Here is a 17,587-nt window from a genome sequence, read left to right on the forward strand (position 1 = left end):
TCGTGGAGTCTGCCTGACCTTCGACAGATGTGCTGCCCTCTGCCGTGTTCCTAGGGTGTTCCCAAGGTGAACGAGGTATGAACATGGTGTGAGGTGAGGCATGGCCGACTACGGCAGCATGGACGTTCCGGAGATCAGCGCTGAGTGGTACCGCGACGTCGTCGACGCCGCCGCCGGCAGCCCAGAGCCGGTGCAGTGGTTCGTCGGGCACGCCACCGAGGGGGTGATCCTGCTACTCGGTGCGTTGCTACTGTTGGCCGCGCTGAGCCGCCGGTCCGGCGGCCCACACGACCGGGCACTCGCCCTGGTCGCGCCGCTGCCAGCCCTCCTGGCGTACGCGGGCAGCGAATGGTTCAAGACCGTGGTGGACGAGGATCGCCCCTGCCGGACGATCGGCCGGGCGATCATCGCGGGCGCCTGTCCACCCCCGGGCGACTGGTCGTTCCCCAGCAACCACTCCACCGTGGCCGGCGCGCTGGCGGTAACCATCCTGCTGCTCTCCCGCCGACTCGGCCTGGTCGCGCTGCCTCTGGCCGCACTGGCTGCGTTCTCCCGGGTGTTCGTGGGCGTGCACTATCCGCACGACGTGATCGCGGGCGTGCTGTTTGGTGCGCTGGTCGCCGTGGTGGCGACCCCGCTCCTGGCCCGTCCGGCCGCCGAGGCGCTACGCCGTCGAACCAGCAGCGCGGACGGCGCGGTCCCCAAACTGGCAAGCCGCTCCCGCCCCTGACCCCGCAACGCGCCCTGCGGCGGTCGCCGTCGTCAACCGGCCAGCAGGATCGCGCCCATCGTGCCGAGCAGCAGAAACGGGCCGAACGGCAGGTGCGAGCTCCAACGGGCCCGACGCGCGACCAGCAGGCCCATACTCACCAGGGCGGACAGCCCGAAGGCGACAAGCAGCCCGAGGAGCAGCACCGGCCAGCCGTACCAGCCGAGCAACGCTCCCACGCTGAGCGCCAGCTTGGCGTCGCCCAGCCCGAAGCCGCGGTGGCCCAACAGCAACGTGCTGCTGGCGAAGACCAGCGCCAGCCCCGCGCCGCCGACGGCGGCCCGCAGCCAGTGCCCCGGCTCGGCGTCCAGCGTGGCCACGCCGAGCAGAAGCCAGGTCCCGGCTGCCGCCGGCAGGGTGAGCCGATCCGGCAACCGGTGCACGGCCAGGTCGACGAAGACCGCCGGGATCGTCCAGCCGAGCCACCAGGCCAGCGCCGGCAGCGCCCCGCCCGACGGGCCGGCCAGCGCCAGCAGCAGCACCGCCGCGAGCCCGGCGAGCCCGGCGATCTCGACGGTCCACGGGAGTGGGCCGACCCGTGCCCGGCAACGCCCACACCTGGCCGCCGGACCCAGCGCCGGCCAGGGCCGGGTCAGGCCGACCAGCGCGCCGCAGGCGTCGCAGCCGGTCCGGCTCGGCAGGCCCGAGGGTACGGAGTAGCGCAGCGCAGCCATCCGCATCAGCGGGCTGACCGTGAGGATCGCGAACACGGTCGCGAGCCGGGCGCGGGCCACCGCCTGGACGAGCGCCACCGGACGTTCGCGACGTCCAGGGGGCCATGCCTGGTCGGCGGATTCCGTCGTGCCACCGGGCGGCGGGGGCACCGGGCTCCGATCGGGTGGATTTTCCCGACCGGGGACGGCCGCAGGGGGGCCGGTCAGCGCCATGTCGCCTCCATCGCGCCCCGGCGCTCCACCAGGAGGGCGGTCACGGATCGTGACGGGCGAGTCGCTGTGGTGTAGCGGATGGCGCAGAAAGCGACCTGCCCACCCGGCCACCGGAGGGCACCCTCGGCCGGTTCCGGACCGGGCGCCCCGTCGGGCGGGGCAGCTCGTCGATCGATCGACAACTCCGCCCGGATGCCGGGATGAGGCCACGATGTCCCACTCCCGGGACCAGCATCGAGGCCCCGGCGAGCCCACCCGGACCGGCGACGCCCGGTCATTGACGACTCCTCGCTCGGCCATTGCGCGAGACGCAGCGCGGACACCCGCCACCACCACCTGTCATCACGGAGAGTGTTCACTTGAATTGCCTCTGTTGCATTGGCGAACGTAAGCCTATGCTCGCCCCTTGGGTGTGACGCAAGCCTCACCTTCACGACCGGACGAAACAGGACCTGCATTTGTAGAAGATCCGTAACGGTGAATGCAGAAGCGCAATGAACGGCACCGGATGTGCTGATCCGGGCGCGCTTCCGCATGCCCGGCGGCGGTGATCCGTCACCACGTCGGGCGACCACGAGGAGGCTCGACGGTGCGCGGACGGCAGCTCAGACGAGCGGCAATCTGCCTGCTGGCGGTCGTGGCGGCAGCGCCGGTCACCGCCTGCGCCAGCGGGCAGGAGGCCGTCGAACGGCCACTGGCAGCCCAGGACGACGAACCGCGGGCAGATCCTGACGTCGAACGGCAGGCTGCCGAAAAGGCGGCACTTGACGCGTACTCCGGCTATCTCGAGGCCTCGCGGACGGCGAGTGGGCGCAGTGATCCGCGCGCGCCGGAACTGTCCCGGTTCATCGCTGATCCACTTCTTACCCGGGTCCAGTTGTCCATTCGCGACGCTAAGGAGCACGGCGCTATGCGTACCGGGACGTTGAAGTCCGACCCGACCGTGACCGCCGTCAGCCTCGACACGAAACCGGCCACCGTCGAGATCCAGGACTGCCTGGACACGACCGGCTACCAGCTGGTCTACGCCAAGAACAAACGCGTGGTCCCGGGCAGCGGGGGCGGAAAGCACATCTCCACCGCCACCGCGACCCGCTATCCCGACGGTCGCTGGCTGATCAGCTCCGGCGCGTTGCACCGGGAACAGCCGTGCTGACCTCGAAGGGAAGGGGCGCTTCGGCCCGTACCCCCCGGGTCGCGACGTCCCGGCGGGCACTCGCCGGGATCGGACTCGCGCTCCTGCTGGTGGTCGGCGCGACCCAGCCGGCCGTCGGCGCGCAGCGCGCCGGCCCCGGAGCCAGCTGCCCGCCGGACCAGCCCGACTGCCACGTCTGGGACGACGAAGGCGGTAACCCGGGCGATCCCGGCGGCGGCGGAGACAACGGTGGCGGGGACAACGGTGGTGGCGGCGGTGGCGGCGGCGGCTGCCAGTGGAACGGGCGGACCTTCCCCTGCTACGACGACATCAAGGGCTGGTTCAACAGCAGCGACGGCTGCTACTACCGGCTGGCTTCGCCCCAGGACGAGGCACCCGAGGGCATGCAGTGGTACGTGCAGACCTGCAACGGCAGCGCGGACGTGGGCAACCAGGTCAACGTGCTGCGCGAGCCGCCACCGGGCTTCGGCGCGCCGCCCGACCCGGAGGAGTTGGCCCGTCGTGCTTTTGCGTCGATCACGCTGCTACCAGCGCCGCTGGCGGTCGCACCCCGCAAGAGAAACGGCCCCGGCCTGGTCGGCCTGCCGGTGTGGATGTGGTCCGAGCAGAACATCAAGTACTTCGGCCCGATCTACGCCGACGAGACCGACCGGGACGTGCGGGTCGAGATCACGGCGGAGGTCAAGGAGATCGTCTGGGACATGGGCAACGGCGAGAAGGTCACCTGCTACGACGCCGGCACCGAGTACGACCCGACGAACAAGGAACATGCCGGCCGCACCTCCCCGGACTGCGGCTACGACGAGGGCTACCAGAAGGCCGACACCTACGACATCACCGCGACCACGTACTGGACGGTGACCTGGCGCGGAGGTGGCAGGACCGGAGAAATACCCGGGGTCACCCGGAACAGCGGCGTCGTGCAGATCCGGATCAACGAACTCCAGGTGGTGACCCGATGAGTCTCGCGACGCACAACGGGACCGGGTCGGTGGACGCGCCGGTCAACCCGCCCAAGGTCGTCCGGCAGCGCCGGGTCCGCCCAGGACTGCTCGGTCTCGCCGTGCTCCTGATCGCCCTCGGTGGGCTGGGCGCGGCGTTCGCGGTCACCTCGGTCCGGGCCACCGGCAGTTATCTCGCGGTGGCCCGGCAGGTGGAGGTGGGCCGGGAGATCAGCGCCTCCGACCTGGTCACCGTGCAGGTCGCCGGCGGCCAGGGGCTGCGCCCGGTGCCCGCCAGCCGGCTCGACGAGGTGGTCGGCAAACGGGCTGCGGTGGCGCTCGTCCCGGGCACCCTGCTCACCCTGGGGCAGATCACCGACAACCCGCTGCTCGGCCCGGGCCAGCAGCAGATCGCGCTCGGCCTGAAGACCGCCCAGGTGCCAGCTCGCCAACTGCACCCCGGGGACAAGGTCCTGCTGGTGAGCACCCCGGACCGCAGCACCACCGCGGCAGTGGACACCGCCGGCACGCGGTTCTCGGCCATCGTGATCGACATGGTCAGCCCGGCCAACGACGACAAGGTGCTCTACCTGGCGCTCATCACCCGGGACGTGCCGGCGGTGGTGGCGCTCGCCGCGCAGGGCCGTATCGCCGTCGTACTGACCGAGGCGGCCTGAGCATGGCGATCATCGCGCTGGTGTCCGCGAAGGGTTCGCCCGGCGTCACGACCTCGGCGCTGGCCTGCACGCTGGCCTGGCACCGACGGCTGGTGCTCGCCGAATGCGACCCGGCCGGAGGTTCGATCCTCGCCGGCTACCTCGGCGGCCAGTTGGACGGCCCGCGCGGGATCGGCGAGCTGGCCGTCGGGGAGCTGCGCGACGGCAACCTGGAGACCGCGTTCTGGTCGCAGCTCGTCGACCTGGACGCACCCCGCCGGGAACGACTGCTGCTGCCCGGGCTCGTCGACCCCGCCCAGGGCGGCAGCGTCACCCCGCTCTGGCAGCGGTTCGCCGACTACTTCAACGCCCTGGACCGCGGCACCCCCGGCTACGACGTGCTTGTCGACTGCGGTCGGCTGCACGTGACCGGGCCGCCGTGGCCGCTGCTGCGAGCCGCCTCCGTGGTGCTGCTGGTGACCCGGGCGCACTTGCCGGACCTCTCCGGCACCCGTGCGGTGGTCACCGCGATCGAACGGGACTTCGCCGAGCACCGGGTGCCGCCGGGCACCCTGCGCCTGCTGCTGGTCGGCGGCGGCCACGGGCGAGCCGAGATCAGTCGCGCCCTGAAACTGCCGGTGATCGCACGGCTGCCGCACGACCCGCGTACCGCCGGGGTGCTCGCCCTGGGCGGGACCGTGCGGACCGGACGGCCGCTGATGCGCGCGGCCGCCGCGCTGGAGGTGCCGATCGGGGCACTGCTGGAACGGCGGCAGGCACGGCTGGCATGGCCCGTACAGCAGGGGGTTCCGGATGCGGTTTGAGCCGGTCTCCGCCGACCCGCGCCGACAGCCCCCCGGGGCCACCTCCACCACGCCCCCACTGGCCGCGCCGAACGGCCGGCAACACCACTCCGCGCCGATGCCACCGCCGACGTCCTCGGGCACACCGCCGCCAGCGTCGTCGCCCCGGCCCCGGATGGACTTCCAGGTGGTTCGCGAGCTGCGCCGGGAACTCACCGAACGGCTCACCCTGTGGCAGCGCGGCCGGGAGTTCACCGTCGACGAAGAGGACACCGAACGGGCCCGGCTGGCCGTCATGGTGGTCGCCGAGTACGCGGACGCGGTACGCCGGTCCGGCACCCCGATGGCCGCCGGCGAGGAACGCCTGCTGCTCGACCAGGTGACCGCCGAGCTGGTCGGGCTCGGCCGGCTGCAGACGCTGCTGGTCGACGACACCATCGAAGAGGTGCACATCCTCGGCTGCGACCAGGTACGCATCACCCGGCACGGCGGTGGGGTGGACTGGGCCGAGCCGATCGCCGACAGCGACGGCGAGCTGGTGGAGATCCTGCAGGCGGCGGCCCGACGGGCTGGCGCGACCGAGCGGTCCCTGTCGACCGTGAAGCCCACCCTCGACCTGCAACTACCCGACGGCAGCCGGCTGGCCGCGGTGTTCCTGGTCAGCCACCGCCCGTACGCGGTGATCCGCAAGCACAACACCCTGGACGTGAGCCTCGACGACGTCGCGGGCACCCGGGCCGACCTGGACGAGATGATCGACCCGCTGCTGCGCGACTTCCTGCGCGCGGCGATGCGCGCCGGTCTGAACATCATGGTCGCCGGGCTGGCCGGCGCCGGGAAGACCACGATCATCCGGGCGCTGATGAACGAGATCCCGCCCGACGAGCCGTACGTGCTGCTGGAGGAGAGCCGGGAGCTGCTGCCGGCCCACCGTCGCGAGCGGCACCGGGCGGTGATGAGCTTCGAGGCCCGGGAGGGGCACGGCGAACGCGGCTTCGACGGCCGTCCAGCCGGCGAGGTGACCATCGCCGACCTGATCCCGCTGTCGCTACGGATGGGCGTGTTGCGGATCATCGTGGGCGAGGTGCGGTCCCGGGAGATCGTGCCGATGCTCCAGGCGATGACCACCAGCCGGGGTTCGATGTGCACCATCCACGCCCGCACGGCTGCCGGTGTGGGTGAACGGATCGTCGAGCTGGCGTTGGCGCACGGCCGCGAGATGACCGTCGACCAGGCCCGCCGGATGGCCGGCAACGCCCTCGACCTGATCGTCTACGTCACCGTCGAGGACGAGACCGCCATCGGCGGGCGTAAACAACGGTTCGTGTCGCATGTGGAGGAGGTGATCGGGGCCGGCGAGGCCGGTCGCATCACCACCACCACGGTCTTCGGGCCCGGCCCCGACGGTCGCGCGGTCCCCCGTCACCTGCCGGAGCGGGTCCGCGACCAGTTGATGAGGGTGGGTTACGACGCGCGCCTGCTGACCCGGTGGATCGAGGCCGGCACGGGTGCCTGGCGGCGACCCCGGCACACCCGACTGGCCCGGCGGTGACCTGATGTTGGGCAGCCTGGAGTTGATCGCGGTGGTCTCCGGGGCCGCCTGTGTCGCCGGGCTGCTGTTGGGCCTGGTCGCACTGATCGGCACCCGACGCCCTCCTGGGCCCCGCCCAGGTGCCGGGCCGGGCCTTGGTCGGCTGTGGCGCGGACCCGGCGCCACCCCGGCGGAGCAGCGGGCCTATCAGGTGCTGCTGATCGCCGCGCTGGTCGCTGGCGCGTTGGCCTTCCTGCTGACCGGGCTGCCGGTGGTGGGCCTGCTGGTGGCGGTGGCGGTGCCCGGCACCCCGTGGCTGTTCGGGGTGGGCAAGGCCGAGCAGAAGGCGATCGCCCGGATCGAGGCGGTGGGCGAGTGGACCCGTCGCCTCAAGGACGTCTCCGGCACCGGGCAGGGCCTCCAACAGTCGATCATCGGCACGATCAGCAGTGTGCCGCCCGGCGTCGAAGACGAGGTACGACTGCTCGCCGCCCGCCTGCAGGCCGGCTGGACGGCCCGTTCCGCGCTGTTGGCGTTCGCCGACGAGATCGCCGACCCGGTCTGCGACCAGGTGGTCGCGGCGCTGATCCTGCACCTCTCGGACCGGGGTGAACGGCTGGGTGACGTGCTCGGCTCGATCGCCGGCGCCGCGTCGGCGGAGGTCGCCACCCGTCGGGAGATCGAGGCGAAACGCACACAACCCCGGTTCGCGGTCCGCTTCCTCACCGGAATGACCCTGGCCACCCTGGCGTACGGGCTGCTCAACACCGAGTACATCAAGCCGTACGGAACGCCGGCGGGTCAGGTGGTGATGGCCGCCCTGGGCGCCGCCTTCATCGGCCTGCTGGCCTGGGTGCGGTCGATGAGCCAGCCGCAGCGGCCGGCCCGGTTCCTGCCGGCGCCGGACCCCGACGAGGTGATCGCGTGAGCGCCAGGAGTGCAGCGCAGCGGGGCCCCGCAGTCGCGAACGAAAGGCGGCTCCCATGATCGTGAACTGGCCGTTGGCGATCGCGGTGTGTGGTGGTGCCGGGGTCGGGTTGGGCGTCTTTCTGGTGGTCCGGGAGATGGTGCCGGCGACGCCGGCGCTCGGGCCGGCGCTGCGCCGTCTGCACCAGCCGCCGGGCATCGGCGGTCGGGTCGCCGCCCCCGCCTCCCGCCGGCTGGACTGGCTGAGCGGGTTGTCGCGCTGGCTGCGTCCGCCGCACCGGCAGCTCGCCCTGATCGGTCAGACCCCCGAGCAGTACGCGCTGTCGGTGCTGCTCTCCGCGCTGATCGGGCTGGCCATGCCGACCCTGCTCGGGGTGGCGCTGCTGGCGCTCGGCATCTCGTTCCCGCTCGTCGTACCGGTGCTCGGCAGCCTGGGCCTGGCACTGATGGGCGGGTTGCTGGCGCACCGGGCCGTGCTCACCAAGGCCGACGCCGCCCGGGACGAGTTCCGGCAGGCCGTCTGCACCTACCTCGACCTGGTGGCGTTGCAGCTCTCCGCCGCGCACGGGCCGGTGCAGTCTCTGGAGCGCGCCGCGGCGGTCTGCGACGGCTGGGTGTTCGACCGGCTCCAGGAGTCGCTGCGGATCGCCCAGATGCAGATGCACGCGCCCTGGGACGAGCTACGCGACCTCGCCGACAAGATCGGCATTCCGGAGTTGGGCGACGTCGGCGCGATCATGCGCTCCTCCGGCAGCGAGGGTGCGCAGGTGCACGAGACCCTGCGCAGCCGGGCCGACTCGCTTCGCGACCAGATCCGCACCGACAACCTCGCCCGCGCCGAGGGGGTCACCAGCCGTCTCGACATCCCGGGCGCACTGCTCGTCTTCGTGCTGCTCGGCTTCGTCGTCTATCCGTTCATCGCCCGCATCTGACCCCCTCTCCCTGAAGGAGCACGCCATGTCCATCCTCAGCTATCTGCACGTCGTGCTGACGACGCGCCTTGTCGAGCTGCGCCGTGACGGCGAGCGCGGCGACAGCCCGGTGCCCACCGCGGTGATCATCTTCGGGCTGGTCTTCGTGGCGACGATCGTCACCGGCCTGGCCCTGAACCGGGCCAACAGCTGGATGACCAACATCCCGACCTTCACGAACCCGGTCCCGTAGCAGCCGGCATGAGCCGAGCCACGTACCCGGGGTGGCACCGGGCGGTCACCGCCGCCCGGGGTCGCTTCGCGGGCAGCGACCGGGAGCGGGGCGCCAACCCGGTGGAGTTGGCCGTGCTGATGCCGCTGATCCTGGTGCTGCTCTTCGCCTCGGTCCAGATCGCGGCCGTCTTCCTCGCCCGCTCGACCGCGTTGAACGCCGCGCAGAGCGGCGTCAACGCTCAGCGGCCGTACCAGGCGCCCAACGGTGCCGGGGTGGACAGCGCCACCCGGTTCCTGAATGCCGCCGGCGGCTGGCTGGTGGGCTGGCAGACAACCCTCCCGAGCTGCGTCACCGACGACACCGACGTGACCTGCACGGTGCGCGGTCGGTCCCTGTCGGTGATTCCGGGCGTGGACTTCGCGGTGCAGCAGACCGCCCACGGGACGGTGGAGAGGGTGACCCAGCCATGACCGGCACCACCGAGCGGGGCTCGGTCTCCATCGAGGTGGCGGTGCTCGCGCCCGCGTTCATCGCGCTGATGGTGCTGGCCGGCGTGGTCGGACGCACCGCGGTGGCGGCGGAAGCGGTCGAAACCGCGGCCCACGACGCCGCCCGCGCCGCCTCGATCTCCCGGGACTCGGGCACCGCCCAAGATGAGGCGCTCGAGGCCGCCCAGAAACAGTTGGACTGGCGCGGACTGGCCTGCACCAACGACCTCGACCCGGAGTTGACCGGCTCGGTGGCCGGCGTGGACACCACCTTCGACCTGGCGTTCAGCAGCAAGGTCGGCGACGACGCCACGGTGACGGTGAGGATCACCTGCCTGGTGTCGCTCAGCGACATCGCACTCGACATCCTGCCCGGTATGCCGAGCGAGAAGGAGATCACCGCGGAGTTCACCTCGCCGCTGGACCGCTACCGGGGCCGGCAATGACCGCCGCCATCCCGTCCGCCCGCAGCCCCCACCCGCGCGACCACGGCCGGGTGAGCATCTTCCTGGCGATAACGATGATCGGCGTACTGGCCATCGTGGGCCTCACCTTCGACGGCGCCGGGCAGCTACGCACCCTGCAACGTGCCGAGAACCTGGCCGCCGAGGCTGCCCGCGCCGGTGGGCAGGCAATCGACCGGGCCACCGCGATCCAGGGCGGACCAACGCGGATCGACCAGGCGCAGGCCCTCGTGGCGGTCGACAACTACCTGGACGCCGCCGCTGGCACCGCCGGCCACACCGTGAGCTTCCCCGAGGTCGCCGGGGAAACCCTGATCCGGGTCACCGTCCAGATCACCTACCGCCGCTCGATGCTCGGGCCGTTCGTCCGAGCCGACACGGTCACCGTCACCGGCGAGGCAACCGCGCGGGCCATCACCGCAGCAGCACCGTAGGAAGGAAGGTAGCCATGCCCGTATCTGGTGGATCCGTCGTACGGCGGACCGGACGGATCCTCACCGGCATCGGGGCGCTGGCCGTGCTGTGCGCGCTGCTGGTTGGCGCGCCGATCGCGCTGCTGGCCTTCGCTGGCAACCCGCTGCCTGATCACCTGCCCACGATCAGCGAGGTGGGCACCACGCTGACCAGCCGGGACGACGGTCAGCTCTTTCTGCGGGCACTGGCCGTGGCCGGCTGGTTCGGCTGGGCCACGTTCGCCTTCTCCGTCCTCGTCGAGTTGGGGGCACAGAGCCTGCGCCGGCCGGCGCCGAAGCTGCCCGGGATGAGCCGCCAGCAGAAGGCCGCCGCCGCGCTGGTCGGCTCGGTCGCGCTGATCCTCGTCGCCAGCCCGGCCGCCGCCAGCGCCGCGGCGATCTACGGCGTACCGGCGTACGCGAATCCGAGCGCACCGGCCGCCGCCACCATGGCCGCGCCGACCCGCGTGAGCACGACTCCCGACACGGCGGCCCCGCTGGCCCGCAGCGAGCTGCTCGGCTTGGCCGGGACGGAGTTCGCCGCCCCCGGTGGCTCTCCGGCAGCGAATGACGAGGCCGCGCCGGTGTACCGCGTGGCGCGGGGTGACTACCTCGGCGAGGTGGCCGAGCGTTACCTGGACGAGTTCGGCGACTACCGACAGCTCGCCGAGCTGAACCAGCTCGACGACCCGGACCGGATCCGCCCCGGGCAGCTACTCCGACTGCCCTCAGAAGCTGCCGACCAGGGGGCCCGGCGACATGCCACCGGCCGGCTGGTCGACCGGCCCGCGGCACCCAAACCGCCGCCGCCCCGGCCGGCCCCCGAGCGGGCCGCACCCCAGCGGGTGGACCCGGCACCACCCAGCGGTACGGAGTCAGCAGGCCAACCACCAGCGATGACCGTCGGCGCAGCCCGAGCCGTCGCCGAGGACCGGGTGAATCGACCGCTCGCGGTCTCCGCAGTCCTGGCCGTGGCGAGCATCGTCGGCGCCCAGATCGGTGCGGTACTGGGGCTTCGCCGCCGCCCCGCCACCGCCGGGTCAGCTCCCCGGTTGGCTGCGCCCTCCCGCACGCCCCGGGGCGGTGCGGCCCGAAGCACCGGCGGGAACACTGGCCGGTCCGGCGGGAACACGAGCCGGGGCACTGACGGCGCGGGCCGAACCAGCGACGGCACCCGGCGTACCAGTGGTGGGGCGGCTGGGAGCGGTGCCGCGTGGGCCGCCAGCCGGGCGGCCGCCGCCCTCGAAGCACCAGCGTCGCCGAACAACGGCCCGGCACCGACCGGCATGGCACCGGCCGGCGGTGGTGGCATGGCACCTCACGGCGGCGGCGTGGCACCGGCCGGGGGCTCGGGCTGGGGTGATGACGACAGTTGGGCTGACGACAGCGCCGAAGGCGGGCTGCTCGACGGCGGGCACGGTCTGGACTCCGTACCGGACGGACCACCGGTCGGCCGACACCGACGCAGCTGAACCGCGCCGCCCGGCTCGACCTGGTCTCCGCCGCTTACGGGCGGACCCGTCTGACCGTTGCGGCACCGGACGCGGCGGAGGCAATCCGGGCGAGGTGTCCGGAGAGCGGTATGACTCTGAGGTATAAATATTCCTCACAGTCATATCGCTCATCAGCAACATCGCCTCCGGGTGCCGGGCATTCGGCGTCGGGTGCAAGTCGCGACGCCCAAGGCACCTGGCACGCGGGCCGTCAGAGGCGGAGTCGGGTCAGCGCGTCGAGCGCACAGCGGACTCAGAGCGCGGCCCGCCAGAGCGCGGCCCGTCAGAACGCCCGGGCCGCCAGAGCACGAGCCGTCAGAGCACGAGCCGTCAGAGCACGGGCCGTCAGGGCAGGCGGGTCTGGAGCACGCCGTTCTGGATCCGGGTGGGCAGGATCTGCTGGTCGTTGCCGGACGGTCCCTGCATGACCTCGCCGCCGTTCAGCCGGAACGCGCTGCCGTGCCACGGACAGACCACGCACGCATGGCCGTCGATCTCCTGCACTTCGCCCTCGCCGAGCGGCCCGCTCTGGTGCGGACAGCGCTCCAGCATGACGGTGACCTCGTCACCGTGCCGGTAGAGGATCACCGAGATGTCGTCGTCCACCTCGCGGGTGATCAGTGTGCGTTGCGGCAACGTCGCCATGTCGGCCAGCGAGTGCCAGCCGTCGGTCATCCGATGCAGCTCGGAGACACTCTGGTTGACCTGCGCCCCCTGCTTGTACGCGAGGTGACCCCCGATGTACGCACCGAGGCTCACCGCGGAGAGCCCGAGAAAACCGAGCGCACGGCCGACGCCGTGCCGGCCGGAGAGCCGCGCGGCCAGCGAGCCCGCGTAGAGCCCGACGCCGACGGTGTTCGCGGCGGCGTGCACCAGGCCGACCCGGCGCTGGTCCCGGGCGAGTGCCGCCCAGTCATTCAGCCCGGCGATCGCCGCCGGCAGCGCGCTGGCCGTGCCCAGGCCGACAAGCATGGTCGCGGGTCGGCGTTGCCCGGGCATGAGGTCCAGCACCGCGGCGCTGATCCACGCCCCGACCGGCACCTGCACCATCGCCGGGTGCAGTGGATGCCCGAGGGTCACCCCGTGCAGCAGGTCCCGCAACCGCCGCGGACGCAGCGTGCCCAGGACAACCCGCTGCAACCGGTCACCGGTCCGGTCCAGGCTCGATGCCTGCTCAACTTTCGTCAGAAGTGCTCGCACGAGTAGCGACTTCCCGGCGAACGCCGTCGCAAACCGGTCGGCGGTGACAAAACTGCTGCCCGGCGGGCATGCTGGGTTGATGGGTGTACGGATCGAGCGTGCCGGGCCGGTCACCACGGTCGTGCTGGATCGGGGCGCGGCTCGCAACGCGGTTGACGGGCCCACGGCCCGGGCGCTGGCGGACGCCTTCCGGGCCTTCGACGCCGACCCGGACGCGGCGGTGGCCGTGCTCTGGGGTGCCGGTGGCACGTTCTGCGCCGGGGCCGATCTCAAGGCGATCGGCACGCCGAGCGGCAACCGGGTCGAGCCGGAGGGGGACGGCCCGATGGGTCCGACCCGGATGACGCTGAGCAAACCGGTGATCGCGGCGATCTCCGGGTACGCGGTGGCCGGCGGGCTCGAGTTGGCGCTCTGGTGCGACCTGCGGGTCGCCGAGTCCGACGCGACGCTCGGAGTGTTCTGCCGCCGCTGGGGCGTGCCACTGATCGACGGTGGCACGGTCCGCCTCCCCCGACTGATCGGTGAGAGCCGCGCCATGGACCTGATCCTCACCGGGCGGCCGGTGCCGGCGGATGAGGCGTACTCGATGGGGTTGGTCAATCGGTTGGTGCCGCCCGGCCAGGCACGGGCCGCGGCCGAGGGGTTGGCGGCGGAGATCGCCCGGCACCCGCAGACCTGCCTGCGCAACGATCGGGCGGCGGTACTGGCCGGCGGCGGGCTGTCCGAGCCGGAGGCGCTGGCGACCGAGTTGGCGTACGGGATGAACTCGCTGGCCACCGACGCGCCCGCCGGCGCGGCCCGGTTCGCCGCGGGCGAGGGCCGGCATGGCACGATGCCGCCGGGAGGGGTGACCCTCCCGGCGGCATCCGGTGCTGGCTGGATCAGTTGCGGTTGATGGTGAAGGTCGACGTGGTGTTGCGGATGTCCACCGCGTTGTTGGTCAGCCGCAGGTTGTTGAAGGTGACCGAGCCGACCGCCGGGCCCTGACCGGGCTCCGGCATCTCGTTGGCCCAGACCGCGAAGCCCGACTTCGCGTCGAACGCGTCACCGCTCTTGCGGGCACCGCTGATCGAGATGTTGGTGAAGACGGTGTCGGTGATCGGGTTCTCCGGCTGCGACCCGTTGTACTTGGTCTGGAACATGATTCCCGAGTACGTCGGATCGACGATGTCCACGTCGGACACCCGGATGCCGCGGAACTCCTTCGAGGCGGAGAAGACCCAGATCGCGGGGAATGTCTGGGAGCCCCAGAAATGCCCACCCGCCCGGATCAGCGAGATGTTCTGGAACTGGGTCGGTGGGCTGGCCCCGAACCCGATGAACGGGTAGCCGAAGTCCAGCGAGCTGATGGTGATCCCGGAGTACGTCAGCATGTCCGCGATGTACAGGTTGCGGAAGATGTTGTTGTAACCGCCGTAGACCGCCAGCCCGGCCGCCCGCCAGGTCAGCGTGGCCGAGAGGTTCTCGAACACGTTGCCGTTGTTGCCGGTCGACGCACCCTGGTCGGTGGCCGAGAAGAGAGCGAACGCGTCATCGCCGTTCGACCGCCCCTCGGTGTTGGTGATCAGGTTGTTGGTGCTGCCGTTGGTCAGGTTCACCCCGTCGGCGAAGGTGTTCCGGAAGCGGCTGTTGCGGATGGTCAACCCGCTGACGCTCACCCCCCAGTACGCGCAGACGGTGTGCTCGACCCAGACGCTGTCCAGGGTCATGTTGTCGACGTCCTTCAGCTCACCCCAGACCTTGCCCGGCCCGTCGATGCGGTTGGTGTAGTTGCCGAAGAAGGCCAGGTGCGAGAAGGACGACCCGCTGGCCGAGGACTCCACCCGGAAGCCCGCGTCGGTGTTCTGCTGGCCGGTCGGCGTCTGGAAACGGGTGTACCACATGCCCGCGCCGACCACGCTGATCGGCTTGCCGTACACCTGGAGCTTCTGCGCGGTCTCGTACGTGCCGGCCGGGAGGTAGACGCCAATCAGGGTGCCGGTGGTGTCCATCCGCACCGCGTCCAGGGCGTTCTGGACGTCCTGGTGGCTGAAGCCGGACGGCACCCGGTAACGGGACGGGTCCGGGTTGGCCCGAGGCGCGACCAGCTCCAGGTTGACGAAGTCGATCGCGTACGTGGTGGTGTTGGCCGGGTCCTTCTGCAGCCGGATCTTGCTGCCGGCCGGGATTGTCGAGTTCAACATCACGTTGGCCTCGTCGTACAGGTGGCGAGGCGGGCCGGCGCTCGGCGAGTCACTCGGGCTGGCCTCCGCACCGTAGAGCCAGATGTGCTTGGAGGTCAGGTTGATCGGCTTGTGCAGGGTGCCGTTGACGTAGATGTTCAGCGTCGAGTCGATGCCTCCGCCGCCCGCCGAGTCGGGGATGGAGAAGCGGGTGACCAGGGTGTTGGTCGCCGCCCGGGTGGTCCACTCGACGTACGAGCCGGTGCTGTTCAGGGTCACCGCCCGACGTCCGGACGCCTCACCACCGAGGTTTCCGATCTCCCGGTTGGGCCCGACCTGCCCGGCGCCGCCGCCGGTCGTGCCGTCCTCGGCCTCGTACATGTCGTAGCCGAGGTTGGCGCCGCGCCCCACGAAGAGCGGGCGGTCACTGGTGTTGTTGGTCTGCTTGACCGGCAGCTCGTTGCCGTCGACGGCGACCACCACCCGAACGGTGTACTTGCCGTTCGCGGCGGTCCAGGTGCCCAGGCTGATCGGGCCGACCGTCGCGCCGGCGTTGATCACGCCGGAGTACGAGCCGGTCAGCGTACGGACGACGGTGCCGGACTCGTTGAGCACGGTCAGGGTGATGCCGTGCGAGCCGGACGCGGACGCCTGGTTGCCGGCGTTGCGGATCGACACGGAGAAGGTGACAGTGCTGCCGGGCGGCGGGTTACCCGGTGACCAGTCGACCGCGGAGGCGACCAGGTCGGAGCTGGCGACCGCGCCGACCACCAGCGGGCTGGGGTTGGTGTAGCTGTTGTTGGTGTCGTCGGACTCGACGACGGTGTTCGACTCGTCGACCTTCGCGCTCAGCGGGTAGCTGCCCGAGTCGCGGGTGCCGATGCTGGCGCTGACCGTGGTCGACGCGCCGGCCGCGAGGCCGCCGACCGACGCGGTGCCGACCCGGGTGGAGCCGAGGTAGAAGTTGACGTTTGTCGCGCCGGAGGCCGCCGAGCCGGCGTTGCGCACGGTCGCGGAGAGCGTGATCGTGCTGGTCTCCACGGGTGCGGACGGGCTGAACGACATGCCGGTCACGGTCAGGTCCGGGTTCGGTGCCGGGGTGCCGAAGACCTGGAACTCGGCCACCTGCCCGGCCGGAGCGCCGGTGTTCGAGGCGATCGAGAGCCGCACGTCGGCTGCGGCGCCGGAGACCGGGATGGTCACCGTGTTGCCGCTGCCCGGGTTGAAGCTGTAGTTCGCCGCGCCGACCAGGGTGGTGAAGGTCGACGAGCCCTGGTCCCGGCCGAGCACTGTGATGTTCTGGGTACGCGCACCCCAGGCCGAGTCCGGGTTCAGCTTCAGCACGACCTGGCTGAGGCTGGCGTTCGCGCCGAGCTGCACGGTCAACGTGCTCGGGTTTCCGTTGCCCTCCCAGTAGGTGGCCACGTTGTTGTCGTTGGCGTTGGTGGCCACGAACGTGTGCACGTAACCGGAGGCGCTGATCGGCTTGCCGATCGCCAGGTTGGTCCCGGTCGGCGGGTTGCCGGTGCCGGTCCGGGTCACGGTGTTGCTGTTCGCCGACTGGTTGCCGGCCGCGTCCTTGGCCCGGACGTAGTACGACACCGTGGCGCTGTCCGCCTGGCTGTCGGTGTACGCCAGCGTCGAACCGTTGACGCTGCCGCGCAGCGCGCCATTGGCGTACACGTCGTAGCCGGTGACCCCGACGTTGTCGGTGGACGCCGACCAGGTGAGCCGGATCTGACCGCTGGCCGGCTGGGTGTAGGCCAGGTTGCCGGGGACGCTGGGCGCCTGGGTGTCGGTGCTGCCGGTGGCGCCGTACACCTCGACCTCGGAGAACTGCGCGGCCGGCCAGCCGCTGTTGCCGGTGACCTGCACCCGGACGTAGCGGGTGCTGGCGGCGGTGAAGCTGACGGTCGCGGTGTTGCCGCTGCTCGGGTTGAAGGTGTAGCCGGCGGACGCCTTCAGGGTGCTGAACGACGAGCCGTTGGTCGAGCCGAGCACCGACAGTGTCTGGGTGCGGGTCTGCCAGTCCGACGAGGGCGGCAGTTTCAGCACCACCCGGTCGACGCTGACCGTGGCGCCCAGGTCGGCCTGGATCCACTGCGGGAACGCGTTGTTGGCGCTCTCCCAGTAGGTCGACGCGTTGCCGTCGTTGGCGTTGCCCGCCACGTAGTTCTGGTTGTAGCTGCTGGCGGTCATGGTCGCGGAGAGCCCGGCGAGCATGGCCACGCGGGCAGCGGCCGCGGACGCGTCGACCGCCGGCGCCGCGCTCGCCATGGGGGTGACGACCGGGGCGGTGGCGAGGAGCATTCCGGCGAGCGCGCCGGCGAGGAGCTGTCGGCCACGCGTGCGGGTGGTTCGGGGGACGGGGTTGGGCGCGCCGGTTGGCGGCGTGCCTCGTCTGGTGCCGTTGCTGGCCATGGGGTCGCTACACCTCTTTCGGGGGTGGGTGTGGGTGCGTTGCCCGGCGACGGGTGCAGGGGTACGCCCGTCGTTCCGCGACAGGTGGGGG

General features: G+C 71.5%; 16 protein-coding genes and 1 pseudogene. 14 read left to right on the top strand and 3 right to left on the bottom strand.

Annotation, left to right across the window (positions count from 1 at the left end; translation table 11 throughout):
• The first annotated feature begins 100 nt into the window (after nucleotides 1–100).
• Complete coding sequence (locus tag C7C45_RS06585) at nucleotides 101–730, top strand: phosphatase PAP2 family protein (RefSeq protein ID WP_110562759.1); 630 nt, start codon at nucleotides 101–103, stop codon at nucleotides 728–730.
• A gap of 32 nt (nucleotides 731–762) precedes the next feature.
• Here the strand turns inward: C7C45_RS06585 and C7C45_RS06590 are convergent, their stop codons facing one another.
• Nucleotides 763–1,449: a prepilin peptidase gene (locus C7C45_RS06590; protein ID WP_110562919.1), complete on the bottom strand. Its 687-nt coding sequence runs from the start codon at nucleotides 1,447–1,449 to the stop codon at nucleotides 763–765.
• Between the two features lie 901 nt (nucleotides 1,450–2,350).
• Between C7C45_RS06590 and C7C45_RS06595 the strand changes: the two genes are divergently transcribed.
• The 12 genes and pseudogenes from C7C45_RS06595 to C7C45_RS06650 all read left to right on the top strand — a co-directional run.
• Nucleotides 2,351–2,812 carry a hypothetical protein gene (locus C7C45_RS06595; protein WP_244200277.1) on the top strand — a complete coding sequence of 154 codons (462 nt, stop codon included), beginning with the start codon at nucleotides 2,351–2,353 and terminating at the stop codon, nucleotides 2,810–2,812.
• Entirely contained in the window at nucleotides 2,806–3,774 is a 969-nt protein-coding gene (locus C7C45_RS06600) for a hypothetical protein (protein ID WP_110562761.1), read from the top strand. The genes C7C45_RS06595 and C7C45_RS06600 overlap by 7 nt, the downstream gene beginning before the upstream one ends.
• Nucleotides 3,771–4,430 (top strand): SAF domain-containing protein, encoded by a 660-nt coding sequence (locus C7C45_RS06605; protein WP_110562762.1) that lies wholly within the window; start codon nucleotides 3,771–3,773, stop codon nucleotides 4,428–4,430. The genes C7C45_RS06600 and C7C45_RS06605 overlap by 4 nt, the downstream gene beginning before the upstream one ends.
• Nucleotides 4,431–4,432: 2 nt before the next feature.
• Nucleotides 4,433–5,233 (top strand): CpaE/TadZ family protein, encoded by an 801-nt coding sequence (locus C7C45_RS06610; RefSeq protein WP_110562763.1) that lies wholly within the window; start codon nucleotides 4,433–4,435, stop codon nucleotides 5,231–5,233.
• Nucleotides 5,223–6,764, top strand: coding sequence for a TadA family conjugal transfer-associated ATPase (locus C7C45_RS06615; protein ID WP_110562764.1), 1,542 nt, complete (start codon nucleotides 5,223–5,225; stop codon nucleotides 6,762–6,764). Before C7C45_RS06610 ends, C7C45_RS06615 begins: the two co-directional genes overlap by 11 nt.
• Nucleotides 6,765–6,768: 4 nt before the next feature.
• Complete coding sequence (locus tag C7C45_RS06620) at nucleotides 6,769–7,671, top strand: type II secretion system F family protein (protein ID WP_208641086.1); 903 nt, start codon at nucleotides 6,769–6,771, stop codon at nucleotides 7,669–7,671.
• 58 nt (nucleotides 7,672–7,729) lie between these two features.
• Nucleotides 7,730–8,602 carry a type II secretion system F family protein gene (locus C7C45_RS06625; protein ID WP_110562921.1) on the top strand — a complete coding sequence of 291 codons (873 nt, stop codon included), beginning with the start codon at nucleotides 7,730–7,732 and terminating at the stop codon, nucleotides 8,600–8,602.
• A 25-nt stretch (nucleotides 8,603–8,627) separates the two neighbouring features.
• Nucleotides 8,628–8,834 (top strand): hypothetical protein, encoded by a 207-nt coding sequence (locus tag C7C45_RS06630; protein WP_110562765.1) that lies wholly within the window; start codon nucleotides 8,628–8,630, stop codon nucleotides 8,832–8,834.
• Nucleotides 8,835–8,842: 8 nt separating this feature from the next.
• Nucleotides 8,843–9,286, top strand: a complete 444-nt coding sequence (locus tag C7C45_RS06635; protein ID WP_110562766.1) for a TadE/TadG family type IV pilus assembly protein — start codon at nucleotides 8,843–8,845, stop codon at nucleotides 9,284–9,286.
• The gene (locus C7C45_RS06640) at nucleotides 9,283–9,750 is read left to right on the top strand and encodes a TadE/TadG family type IV pilus assembly protein (RefSeq protein WP_110562767.1); all 468 of its coding nucleotides are present in this window, start codon (nucleotides 9,283–9,285) and stop codon (nucleotides 9,748–9,750) included. The genes C7C45_RS06635 and C7C45_RS06640 overlap by 4 nt, the downstream gene beginning before the upstream one ends.
• Nucleotides 9,747–10,202: a pilus assembly protein TadG-related protein gene (locus C7C45_RS06645; protein WP_110562768.1), complete on the top strand. Its 456-nt coding sequence runs from the start codon at nucleotides 9,747–9,749 to the stop codon at nucleotides 10,200–10,202. The genes C7C45_RS06640 and C7C45_RS06645 overlap by 4 nt, the downstream gene beginning before the upstream one ends.
• Before the next feature lie 14 nt (nucleotides 10,203–10,216).
• Nucleotides 10,217–11,257, top strand: a pseudogene (locus tag C7C45_RS06650) (LysM peptidoglycan-binding domain-containing protein); the annotation flags it as partial.
• A gap of 801 nt (nucleotides 11,258–12,058) precedes the next feature.
• Here C7C45_RS06650 and C7C45_RS06655 read toward each other — a convergent pair.
• The gene (locus tag C7C45_RS06655) at nucleotides 12,059–12,913 is read right to left on the bottom strand and encodes a Rieske (2Fe-2S) protein (RefSeq protein WP_110562922.1); all 855 of its coding nucleotides are present in this window, start codon (nucleotides 12,911–12,913) and stop codon (nucleotides 12,059–12,061) included.
• A 79-nt stretch (nucleotides 12,914–12,992) separates the two neighbouring features.
• Between C7C45_RS06655 and C7C45_RS06660 the strand changes: the two genes are divergently transcribed.
• Nucleotides 12,993–13,808 carry a crotonase/enoyl-CoA hydratase family protein gene (locus tag C7C45_RS06660; protein ID WP_110562770.1) on the top strand — a complete coding sequence of 272 codons (816 nt, stop codon included), beginning with the start codon at nucleotides 12,993–12,995 and terminating at the stop codon, nucleotides 13,806–13,808.
• Here C7C45_RS06660 and C7C45_RS06665 read toward each other — a convergent pair.
• Nucleotides 13,795–17,496 carry a discoidin domain-containing protein gene (locus tag C7C45_RS06665; RefSeq protein WP_110562771.1) on the bottom strand — a complete coding sequence of 1,234 codons (3,702 nt, stop codon included), beginning with the start codon at nucleotides 17,494–17,496 and terminating at the stop codon, nucleotides 13,795–13,797. The genes C7C45_RS06660 and C7C45_RS06665 overlap by 14 nt on opposite strands.
• Nucleotides 17,497–17,587 lie beyond the last annotated feature (91 nt).

Source organism: Micromonospora arborensis, assembly GCF_003205615.1.
GTDB classification, from domain to species: domain Bacteria; phylum Actinomycetota; class Actinomycetes; order Mycobacteriales; family Micromonosporaceae; genus Micromonospora; species Micromonospora arborensis.

Bases quoted from the DNA above. Each gene is read 5' to 3' on its own strand.
- C7C45_RS06630 (WP_110562765.1), top strand. From the start codon at position 8,628: ATGTCCATCCTCAGCTATCTGCACGTCGTGCTGACGACGCGCCTTGTC.
- C7C45_RS06645 (WP_110562768.1), top strand. From the start codon at position 9,747: ATGACCGCCGCCATCCCGTCCGCCCGCAGCCCCCACCCGCGCGACCAC.
- C7C45_RS06590 (WP_110562919.1), bottom strand. From the start codon at position 1,449: ATGCGGATGGCTGCGCTGCGCTACTCCGTACCCTCGGGCCTGCCGAGC.
- C7C45_RS06640 (WP_110562767.1), top strand. From the start codon at position 9,283: ATGACCGGCACCACCGAGCGGGGCTCGGTCTCCATCGAGGTGGCGGTG.
- C7C45_RS06605 (WP_110562762.1), top strand. From the start codon at position 3,771: ATGAGTCTCGCGACGCACAACGGGACCGGGTCGGTGGACGCGCCGGTC.
- C7C45_RS06665 (WP_110562771.1), bottom strand. From the start codon at position 17,496: ATGGCCAGCAACGGCACCAGACGAGGCACGCCGCCAACCGGCGCGCCC.
- C7C45_RS06610 (WP_110562763.1), top strand. From the start codon at position 4,433: ATGGCGATCATCGCGCTGGTGTCCGCGAAGGGTTCGCCCGGCGTCACG.
- C7C45_RS06585 (WP_110562759.1), top strand. From the start codon at position 101: ATGGCCGACTACGGCAGCATGGACGTTCCGGAGATCAGCGCTGAGTGG.
- C7C45_RS06660 (WP_110562770.1), top strand. From the start codon at position 12,993: ATGGGTGTACGGATCGAGCGTGCCGGGCCGGTCACCACGGTCGTGCTG.
- C7C45_RS06620 (WP_208641086.1), top strand. From the start codon at position 6,769: ATGTTGGGCAGCCTGGAGTTGATCGCGGTGGTCTCCGGGGCCGCCTGT.
- C7C45_RS06635 (WP_110562766.1), top strand. From the start codon at position 8,843: ATGAGCCGAGCCACGTACCCGGGGTGGCACCGGGCGGTCACCGCCGCC.
- C7C45_RS06615 (WP_110562764.1), top strand. From the start codon at position 5,223: ATGCGGTTTGAGCCGGTCTCCGCCGACCCGCGCCGACAGCCCCCCGGG.